Annotated in this window: 8 protein-coding genes and 1 tRNA gene; 4 read left to right on the top strand and 5 right to left on the bottom strand. The window is 59.4% G+C overall.

Going from position 1 to position 9095, the window contains the following annotated elements:
- Together PUQ42_RS10025 and PUQ42_RS10030 are read right to left on the bottom strand one after the other, a co-directional pair.
- A partial coding sequence (locus PUQ42_RS10025; protein WP_273373359.1) for a fumarate reductase/succinate dehydrogenase flavoprotein subunit occupies positions 1–1433 on the bottom strand: 1433 nt, incomplete at its 3' end.
- Positions 1434–1472: 39 nt separating this feature from the next.
- On the bottom strand, positions 1473–2168 hold the full coding sequence (locus tag PUQ42_RS10030; protein WP_273373361.1) for a succinate dehydrogenase cytochrome b subunit: 696 nt from the start codon (positions 2166–2168) through the stop codon (positions 1473–1475).
- A gap of 271 nt (positions 2169–2439) precedes the next feature.
- Here PUQ42_RS10030 and PUQ42_RS10035 point away from each other — a divergent pair, with 271 nt between their 5' ends.
- Both PUQ42_RS10035 and PUQ42_RS10040 read left to right on the top strand, forming a co-directional pair.
- A complete protein-coding gene (locus PUQ42_RS10035; RefSeq protein ID WP_273373363.1) occupies positions 2440–2976 on the top strand; it encodes a 5-formyltetrahydrofolate cyclo-ligase in 537 nt (178 codons plus the stop codon).
- A 97-nt stretch (positions 2977–3073) separates the two neighbouring features.
- Positions 3074–3868, top strand: coding sequence for a patatin-like phospholipase family protein (locus tag PUQ42_RS10040; protein ID WP_273373365.1), 795 nt, complete (start codon positions 3074–3076; stop codon positions 3866–3868).
- 40 nt (positions 3869–3908) lie between these two features.
- Here PUQ42_RS10040 and PUQ42_RS10045 read toward each other — a convergent pair whose 3' ends face one another.
- Both PUQ42_RS10045 and PUQ42_RS10050 read right to left on the bottom strand, forming a co-directional pair.
- Entirely contained in the window at positions 3909–5282 is a 1374-nt protein-coding gene (locus tag PUQ42_RS10045) for a DUF5723 family protein (RefSeq protein WP_273373366.1), read from the bottom strand.
- Positions 5283–5295: 13 nt separating this feature from the next.
- Positions 5296–6249: a hypothetical protein gene (locus tag PUQ42_RS10050; protein ID WP_273373368.1), complete on the bottom strand. Its 954-nt coding sequence runs from the start codon at positions 6247–6249 to the stop codon at positions 5296–5298.
- A gap of 121 nt (positions 6250–6370) precedes the next feature.
- On the opposite strand from PUQ42_RS10050, the gene uvrC reads away from it, so the two are divergent.
- Positions 6371–8200 (top strand): excinuclease ABC subunit UvrC, encoded by a 1830-nt coding sequence (uvrC, locus tag PUQ42_RS10055; protein ID WP_273373370.1) that lies wholly within the window; start codon positions 6371–6373, stop codon positions 8198–8200.
- Positions 8201–8344: 144 nt separating this feature from the next.
- A tRNA-Leu gene (locus tag PUQ42_RS10060) sits at positions 8345–8431 on the top strand.
- Between the two features lie 424 nt (positions 8432–8855).
- Here PUQ42_RS10060 and PUQ42_RS10065 read toward each other — a convergent pair.
- The coding region (locus PUQ42_RS10065) for a transposase domain-containing protein (protein ID WP_273373372.1) at positions 8856–9095 on the bottom strand (240 nt) is incomplete at its 5' end.

Consider the following 9095-nt stretch of genomic DNA (forward strand, 5'->3'; position numbering starts at 1 on the left):
ACCTTCGGGGCCTGGATCTTGTGCGAGAGGTAGTCGCCGATGGTGTAGGGCAGCACGAAGTAACCGTCGGCCAGACCCTGCATCAGGGCCGATGCACCCAGACGGTTGGCGCCGTGATCCGAGAAGTTGGCCTCGCCGATGGCGTACAGACCCGGGATCGTGGTCATCAGGTTGTAATCGACCCAGATACCGCCCATCGTATAGTGTACGGCGGGGAAGATCTGCATCGGCTGCTCGTAGGGATTCACGTCGGTGATCTCCTCGTACATGTCGAAGAGGTTGCCGTAACGCTGCTTGATGCGGTCCTTGCCCAGACGCTCGATGGCGGTCTTGAAGTCAAGGAAGACGGCCAGACCGGTCTCGTTCACACCGTAACCGGCATCGCAGCGCTCCTTGGCGGCACGCGAGGCCACGTCACGCGGCACGAGGTTACCGAAGGCCGGGTAGCGGCGCTCCAGATAGTAGTCGCGATCCTCTTCGGCGATATCCGACGGCTTCTTCTTGCCGGCGCGCAGGGCCTTGACATCCTCGAGTTTCTTCGGAACCCAGATACGGCCGTCGTTGCGCAGCGACTCGGACATCAGCGTCAGTTTCGACTGCTGGTCGCCGTGAACGGGGATACACGTCGGGTGGATCTGCGTGAAGCAGGGGTTTGCGAAGCCGGCGCCCTTGCGGTAGCACTGGAAGGCGGCCGAACCGTTCGAGGCCATGGCGTTGGTCGAGAGGAAGAAGACGTTTCCGTAGCCGCCCGTAGCGAGTACGACGGCGTGTGCTCCGTGGCGCTCGATCTCACCCGTTACGAGGTTGCGGGCGATGATACCGCGGGCCTCACCGTCCTCGATGACGATGTCGAGCATCTCGTGACGAGGGTAGCTCTTCACCGAGCCGGCGGCGATCTCCTTGTTCAGGGCGGCGTAGGCACCCAGCAGGAGCTGCTGACCGGTCTGGCCGCGGGCGTAGAAGGTACGCGAAACCTGGGCGCCGCCGAACGAACGGTTGGCCAGCAGACCGCCGTATTCGCGGGCGAAGGGGACACCCTGGGCGACACACTGGTCGATGATCAGGTTCGAGACCTCGGCCAGACGGTAGACGTTGGCCTCACGGGCGCGGTAGTCGCCGCCCTTGATCGTATCGTAGAAGAGACGGTATACCGAGTCGTTGTCGTTCTGGTAGTTCTTGGCCGCGTTGATACCGCCCTGAGCGGCAATCGAGTGGGCGCGGCGGGGCGAATCCTGAATGCAGAACACCTTGACGTTGTAGCCGAGTTCGCCGAGCGAAGCGGCTGCGGAGGCACCGCCCAGACCGGTTCCGACGACGATGATGTCGAGTTTGCGCTTGTTGGCGGGGCTTACGACCTTGATAGCTGCCTTGTGGTTGCTCCATTTTTCGGCGAGCGGTCCGGCAGGGATTTTAGCATCTAATTTTAAAGCCATATCGTTTGTATGTTTATTGTTCTACAATAGCAGGATTGATCAGCAGGCGCCCGACATGCAGGGGCAGAGGAAGTAGACGAGTACCACGATGGCGAAGCCCAGGAAGACGATCGTCGCAACGATGTTGGCGATGCACTTCAGACGGGGATACCACGTGTCGTTGGCCCAGCCCACGCTCTGGAACATCGACCAAACGCCGTGGGTGAGGTGGAACCACAGGGCGACGAACCATACGAGGTAGATCACCACGTAGTACCACTGCGAGAAGGTGTAGCGGATCAGCGCGGCGCCGTCCGTAGGGCTGTAACCCAGCGAGTTGGTGTGCTGCCCCATGATCTCGACGAGCTGCATCTTCGACCAGAAGTTGAACAGGTGGAGCAGCAGGCCGACCAGGACGATGACACCCAGTACGAGCATGTTCTTCGAAGCCCAGTCCACGCCCGGCTCCTTCACGGTGACGGCGTAGCGCTGCTTGCCGCGGGCCTTGTAGTTGTGCAGGGTGAGGATGATGGCGTAGATGAAGTGGATCAGCACGCCGAGAGCCAGGACGACGGTTCCGGCCAGGGCGTACCAGTTGGCACCGAGGAACTCGCAGACCGCATTGTAAGCCTCCGGCGAGATGATTGCCGTGACGTTCATCGACATGTGGAAGAGGATGAAGAGCACGAGGAAGCACCCCGTCACGCTCATTACTAACTTCTTGCCAAGCGAGGAATTAGATAGAAAACAGCTCATAATGTTTTGAAATTTGTTATTTTTGTTAAAGATTTGTGTCCCGTCGTGTTGTGTGGCCGCTTTTCTGAGAGTGGTGTCGTTTATGGGTTCGGCCCGGGTTTCGGCCCGGGTTTTCCCGGCAAAGATGACGCCAGAACGATCGGAATCCGGAGTTCGGAGCGAAGTTCCGGGCGAGGAGTCTCGGCGCGGGATTGTTTGCCGCAAAGATAGCCATTGTTCGCGGAATAACAATAGAAACGGGCAGGAATTTTATCGACACAAGGTGGGTTTTATGACTAAAAATGAATTGCGCAGGGCGATGCGCACACTGAACAGGGGATTGGACGCTGCCGAGCGGGCCGCGGCCTCGGCACGGATTGTCGAACGCATGGAGTCGCTGCCCGAATTTGCGCGGGCACAGACCGTGGGGCTCTTCTGTTCGATGCGTGACGAGCCCGACATGCGGGAGGCCCTCAGCCGGTGGTGCGGCGTCAAGCGGCTGGTGGTGCCGCGGGTCGAGGGGACGACGATGCGTTTTTTCGAGTACGATCCGCAGACACTCTTTCCCGGCGCCTTCGGCATTCTCGAACCGGGGCCGTCGGCCATCGTGTGCCCTCCCGAGGAGATCGACCTGCTGCTCGTCCCCGGTGTGGCCTTTACGGCCGGGGGACTCCGTTGTGGACGCGGACGAGGCTATTACGACCAGTATCTGTCGCTGGCGGGGTTCCGGGCCGTGAAGATCGGCATCTGCTTTGCCCACCAGCTGGTCGACGCCCTGCCTGCCGAACCGCACGACATCCGCATGGACCGGGTTGTGACGGATCGTTGAGGCGAGAGGCGGAAGGGAGTAAGAACACTTTGCCGGAGTGTGTGCAATTAATTTCGCCGGGAACGGGTTTTTCCCGGCCGCGAATGATACGAAAACCATGAAAAAGAGACGTGTGGCCCTGGCGCTTGCCGGAGGTGGTGCGAGGGGTGTGGCGCATATCGGCGCCATCGAAGAGCTGGAGAGTCAGGGATATGAGATTGCGGCGGTGGCCGGGACCTCGATGGGGGCCTTGGTCGGCGGCATGTATGCTGCGGGACACCTCGACGCCTTCAAGAAGTGGATGTGTTCGTTGGACAAGTACCGGGTCTTCGGACTGGTCGATTTTACGCTCAGTGCCGAGGGACTGGTCAAGGGCGAGCGGGTGATTCATGCCATGCAGGAGCTGGTCCCCGACGTGCAGATCGAGCAGATGCCGGTTCCGTTTGCGGCCGTGGCGGCCGATCTGCTCACGGGCCGCGAGGTGGTGCTCGACCGCGGCGGTCTTTACGACGCCATCCGGGCTTCGATCTCCATTCCGTCGGTCTTTCGTCCGGTCCACCGCGACGGCATGGTGCTGGTCGACGGCGGAACGGTCAACCCGCTTCCGCTGAACCGGGTCCGGCGCGAGGAGGGCGATCTGCTCGTGGCCGTGGACGTAAGCGCCCCGTTCGGGGCCGATCCGATTCACCGGGCCAATGCTTCGTTCAATTATTATAAGGTGCTGATTGCCTCGTCGCAGATCATGCAGCAGCACATCACGCAGCTGATGTGCCGGCTTTACCGGCCCGACGTGCTGGCCCAGATGCCGGCCGACAGTTACGGTATGTTTGAATTCTACCGGGCGAAGGAGCTGGTCGCCGCCGGACGGAAGATGATTCGCGAGGTGCTGGCCCGGATCGATGAAGGGGAATAGGCGCAGGGCCGGATCTGTCGGATAAGAGGAGGCTCGCAACCTATTTGCGGTCGCCTTCGCGGACGTAGGCGGCGATGCGGTGGCTGCGCTTGCCGAGCGGAATGCCGATGCCGAGGGTCAGGTTGGCCGAGCTCTGGCGCACGGGAACCCATTGCGGCGTGTGCTTGGTGATGAGCAGGTCGGTAGCCAAGAAGAAGTTGATCCACCCCGGGCAGAGGTTCAGACCCAGTCCAACGGCTCCGCCCCGGTTGTTGAGTACCGAGTAACTGCCCGTGAGGGTAAACCAGCGCACCGGATGGAAGTTGACCGATCCGGTGAGGTTGTGCATCGTTTTGTACTCCCAGAAGCGCATCGAGTAGAAGAGTCCGAAGCCAACCCAGTGGTTCCAGAGTTCGTATTCGACGCCGGCGTTGATCGATGCCCGGAGCATCTTCGAGTTTGCAGAGCTCTCCACCTGGTTGAATTTCAGCATTTCAAGATCGAAATCCGGGGCCTGATCCGTTCCGTCACCGGGAACCGTGACGCCGACGAACTCGGCCTGCTGGGTCGAGACGCCCGAGACCGTGCTGTTCTTGTTCCATTTGATGAATCCCAGGTCGATGACCGCCAGTGAGGCTTGCAGTCCGGGCAGGATGTCGTACGTGGCGCCCAGGTCGACGGCAAAGCCGTAGCCGGCCGGTTTGCGGGGTTTGAAGTTGAGGTCGCTCATTTCGAAGGTGCCGGTTTCGGGATTCGGCGTGACGGTGGTGCCGTCGGCCGTGACGTTGACCGTGCCGCGCGTGGTGACGGCCCAGCGGTCCTGCTGGAGCGAGATGTCGAACTGGTCGTAGTTGACCTGGGCCCGGGCGGCTCCGGCCAGTAACTTGCCGCGGACGCCGATGTAGAGCTTGTCGTTCAGCAACGGAAACGAATAGTTGACGGCGGCTTCGAGATAGGCTTCGGTGGCCAGCCCGAAGTTGGAGATGGTGCCTTCACGTCCCTCTTTGAGGAATTCGAAGAGCGATTTGGGCAGGTTCATGTCCTCGTTGATGCGCAGCGACATGTCGAACGACCAGAAGTTCTTGTGGTTGCGGGTGAACTTGCCGATTCCGAAGAGGTTGATCCGCGTGTCGAGGCCCATGAGGTTGTTCTTGCGGAGGGTTCCGAGAGCCTCGGCCGACGATACGGAGTTGTCGAGCAGCGTGACGAGTTTTCCGTTGCGGGGGTAGAGGATGTTGTCCAGGGCGATGTTGCCGGACATGTTGACATTCATGCCGCCGATGACGGGCAGGTTGATGTAGCCGCGTAAGGGGGCGAAGGCCGGGTTGAACTGCGAACGGAAGGTCGAACCCTCCATGAAATAGGCCGTGGGGTTCTGGGCGGCAAGTGCCGTGGTGAGGAGCAGCGATGCCAGAAGAAGGTATGTTTTTTTCATGACGGGATGCTGTTTAGAGGTCGAACTTCAGGGCGCCGCGTTTGATCAGATACAGGTTGATCTGCATCTGGGTCTGCTGCTCCGAGGCGTTGTCGAAGCCTTTGCCGGGATAGTATTTTCGGATGACGATGGGAATATCGACCCGGGCATCCTGGATGATCGTCCGCAGGTCGTTGGCCAGAAGCCGCGTCTCGGGCAGTACGTTCTCGGGAGAATTGGCCAGCACCGTCGTCGAGAACGAGACCTGCGTGTTGAGGAAGCTGGGGGCGATCTCCAGCGTCAGGGGCAGACGGTTGTCGATCTCGCCGGCCAGGTGGAGCGTATTCTTCGGATCGGGGGTTTCGGCCGGATCGAGGTTGTCGCAGAGCATGTTCACCACCTCGTCGCTCAGGTCGATGTGCCCGATTTCGTAGGAGAGGTCGTCCATGTTGACATCGAGGTTTGTCAGATAGTCACCGGCCAGGCTTTTGACCTCCTGGCTCAGTGCGTCGCGCAGGACGGCATTCGAGGTGAAGGCCTCGACGAAGGCCTCCTTGAACTCCGTCTGGGAGACGCCCGGAAGGACTCCGGCAAAATCGTCATAGTAGTTCTGCTGCAGCAGCGTGGCTACGGCGTCGAGTTTCTCGGGGTTGGTGCCCATTTCGTCGAGCAGATCCGGGAGCAGGCGGTCGTTGACGTAGGTCAGGTCGTTGAGCAGACGCTGGACGTCCGCATAGGCTCCGTTTTCATCCGTATCGGGCAGTTGGGTCGGAAGCCACGTGTCGGCTTCGTTGAAGATCTGGTCGATACGCACCTGGTCGTTGCTGTTGATGTCTGCCAGGGAGACGTACACTTTGGCCAGCGGAGCTTCGAAACGCGAGGTTTCGTCACCGATGGCGATGTTGTCGGTGTTGATGTTTGCGAGGTCGTAGTCGTTGTCGACGCAAGCTGTAGCAAAGACCCCGCACAAGAGTAAGAGTTTCCTCATATTTATCGAGTTGATGGATGATCGAGTCGCAAAGATAAATAAATCGGCTAAAATGAACAATATGTCGGCCGTTTTTGTTTGGTTTCATTTTCGTGGGATATTTGTTACATTTGCAGTCGGTATGAGCGAAACGGTCAAAAACTCGCTGAAGGAGCAGGTAGCCCTGCTCCCGCTGTCGCCGGGGGTCTATCAGTTTGTGGACCGCACGGGGACGATCATCTATGTGGGCAAGGCCAAGAGCCTGCGCAAGCGGGTCTCGTCGTATTTCGTCAATTCGAAGGAGCACAGCGCCAAGGTGCGGGTGCTGGTGCGTCAGATCGTCGAGATCCGCCACATCGTCGTCGGCAGCGAAACCGACGCCCTGCTGCTGGAGAATTCGCTCATCAAGACCCTCCAGCCGCGCTACAACATTCTGTTGAAGGACGACAAGACCTATCCGTGGATTGTCGTGCGACGCGAGCCCTTCCCGCGGGTGCAGTCCACGCGGCAGCTCGTGCGCGACGGTTCGCAGTATTTCGGCCCCTACGGTTCGGTGATGATGCAGCACAGCGTGCTGGAGTTCATTCGCGAGGTGGTCCCGCTGCGGACCTGCAAGCTGAACCTCTCGCCCGAACAGATTGCCCGCGGCCGCTATTCGGTCTGCCTGCAGTACCACATCGGCAACTGCAAGGGACCCTGCATCGGGGCTCAGAGCGAGGAGGAGTACGACCGTCTGGTGGAGATGGTGGTCTCGGTGCTGAAGGGCGACCTGCGCCCCGTGCGCAAGTACCTCGAGGGGGAGATGACGCGGGCGGCCGGCGAGCTGAAGTTCGAACAGGCGCAGCGCTACAAGCAGCGTCTCGACGCGCTGGATCACTACGCCGGCAAGTCGGTGATCGTCAGTGCGCGGATTGTCGACGTGGATGTCTTCTCGCTGTTGCCGGACGACGATGTGGCGTGGTGCAACTTCGTGCGGATCCGCCACGGTTCGGTGGTGGGCGTGCAGACCGTCAAGCTCTCGACGGGCGTCGAGGGCGACGAACGCGACATGCTGACGCTCGGCATTCAGTACATGGTTGAGAATGTGGCCGGCGGGGAGTTGGCCCGGGAGGTGATCGTGCCGTTTCTGCCCTCGACGACGCTGCTGTTCGACGGGGTGACCTTCACCGTGCCGAAACGCGGCGAAAAGCTCGACCTGCTGGAATTTTCGCGCAAGAGCGCCCGCATCTACCGCGCCGAGCAGCTCAAGAACCTTGAGATCCGCAATCCGGAACGGCATACCGAACGGCTGATGAATGCCCTGCAGAAGGAGCTGCGGCTCGATCGTCCGCCGCGTCACATCGAGTGCTTCGACAACTCGAATCTTCAGGGTTCGCATCCCGTGGCGTCGTGTGTGGTCTTCCGCGACGGAAAGCCCTCGCGCAAGGAGTACCGCCACTTCAACATCAAGACGGTGGAGGGCCCGGACGACTACGCCTCGATGCGCGAGGTGGTCTATCGGCGATACAGCCGGCTGCAGGTCGAAGGGGGCGAGATGCCCGATCTGATCATCGCCGATGGCGGCAAGGGGCAGATGGGGGTGATTCACGAGGTGCTGGAGGCCCTGCAGCTCGACATCCCGATCGCCGGTCTGGCCAAGGATGACCGGCACCGTACGGCGGAACTCTATTGCGGTTATCCGCCGCTGCTGGTCGGGCTGCGTCCCACCTCGCCGTTGTTTCACTTTCTGACGAGTATCCAGGACGAGGTGCACCGCTTCGCCATCACGTTCCACCGCCAGAAGCGGAGCAAAGCCTTTATCCACAGCGAACTGGAGCAGATCGAAGGGGTGGGGGCGAAGACCATCGAGACGCTGCTGCGTCACTTCCGCACGGTGGAGAAGGTCCGCGCGGCGAATCCCGAGGAGTTGTCGGCACTGATCGGTCCGGCGCGGGCCCGGCGTGTGCGGGACTATTTCGAGAACGGGAAGTGATCCCCGATGTCGGCCTTTCGGCGGCGTTCCATCGGCAGCGGCTGTGAAAACGGGCCTGCAGGAAAATAATTGGCGGAAAATTCTTGGAAGCGAGGAATTTTTTCTATCTTTGTCCACCCGATTCGCCGCAAGAAGCGGTAATCAGCCCGGATGGCGGAATCGGTAGACGCGTTGGTCTCAAACACCAATGACAGCAATGTCGTGCCGGTTCGACCCCGGCTCCGGGTACCAGTAAAATCGCTTAATTTGTTGATACAGACGAATTAAGCGATTTTTGCTTTTCGGATTTTCCCCACATTTTCCCCACACGTGCTGTGAAAGATGTTTGACTAGGCTGCTTGGCGAGGTATAAACGTTTGTGTGCTATTAAAATCGATAACCCACAAGCGTTTGTTATACATCTCTAAATTACTTCTATATATTTTCCAGATACAATGCGTGTATAATGTCGCCTTGGGGTAGTATTTCAAAAAGTGTGTCTGGATAGGAGCCTTCAGATTCCTCAGATATGCAAATATAACGATTCTTGGTTTCAGAACAACACGCCGCGGCGTGTTGTTCGTAAGCAACCGGTGAATACCGTATTGATTTGACAGAGAATATTACTATTAGGTCCGACTAGGTCCAACTTGTATAAAGTTGGCTCAAGTCGGACCTAGTTTGTACTACTTGGGAGTGATTTGGTTTTCCTTTGCCCAGTTCTGGGCAGGAGTCCTGCGAGGTCCTTGCCGTCGCGCTGCCAGTAAGGCAGTTTGCTGAGGACATCCTCCATCCATGTTCTCGGGTCAACCCCTGCGGCCCTGCAGGTGCCTATGAGTGAGTATACGATGGCTGCCCGATATGCAGAGGCGTCGTTGCCGCAGAAGAGATAGTTCTTCCTGCCGAGTGCCAGCGG

Origin of the sequence: Alistipes megaguti (assembly GCF_944320325.1) — a bacterium.
Lineage (GTDB): Bacteria > Bacteroidota > Bacteroidia > Bacteroidales > Rikenellaceae > Alistipes > Alistipes megaguti.

Bases quoted from the DNA above. Each gene is read 5' to 3' on its own strand.
- PUQ42_RS10030 (WP_273373361.1), bottom strand. From the start codon at position 2,168: ATGAGCTGTTTTCTATCTAATTCCTCGCTTGGCAAGAAGTTAGTAATG.
- PUQ42_RS10035 (WP_273373363.1), top strand. From the start codon at position 2,440: ATGACTAAAAATGAATTGCGCAGGGCGATGCGCACACTGAACAGGGGA.
- PUQ42_RS10040 (WP_273373365.1), top strand. From the start codon at position 3,074: ATGAAAAAGAGACGTGTGGCCCTGGCGCTTGCCGGAGGTGGTGCGAGG.
- PUQ42_RS10045 (WP_273373366.1), bottom strand. From the start codon at position 5,282: ATGAAAAAAACATACCTTCTTCTGGCATCGCTGCTCCTCACCACGGCA.
- PUQ42_RS10050 (WP_273373368.1), bottom strand. From the start codon at position 6,249: ATGAGGAAACTCTTACTCTTGTGCGGGGTCTTTGCTACAGCTTGCGTC.
- uvrC (WP_273373370.1), top strand. From the start codon at position 6,371: ATGAGCGAAACGGTCAAAAACTCGCTGAAGGAGCAGGTAGCCCTGCTC.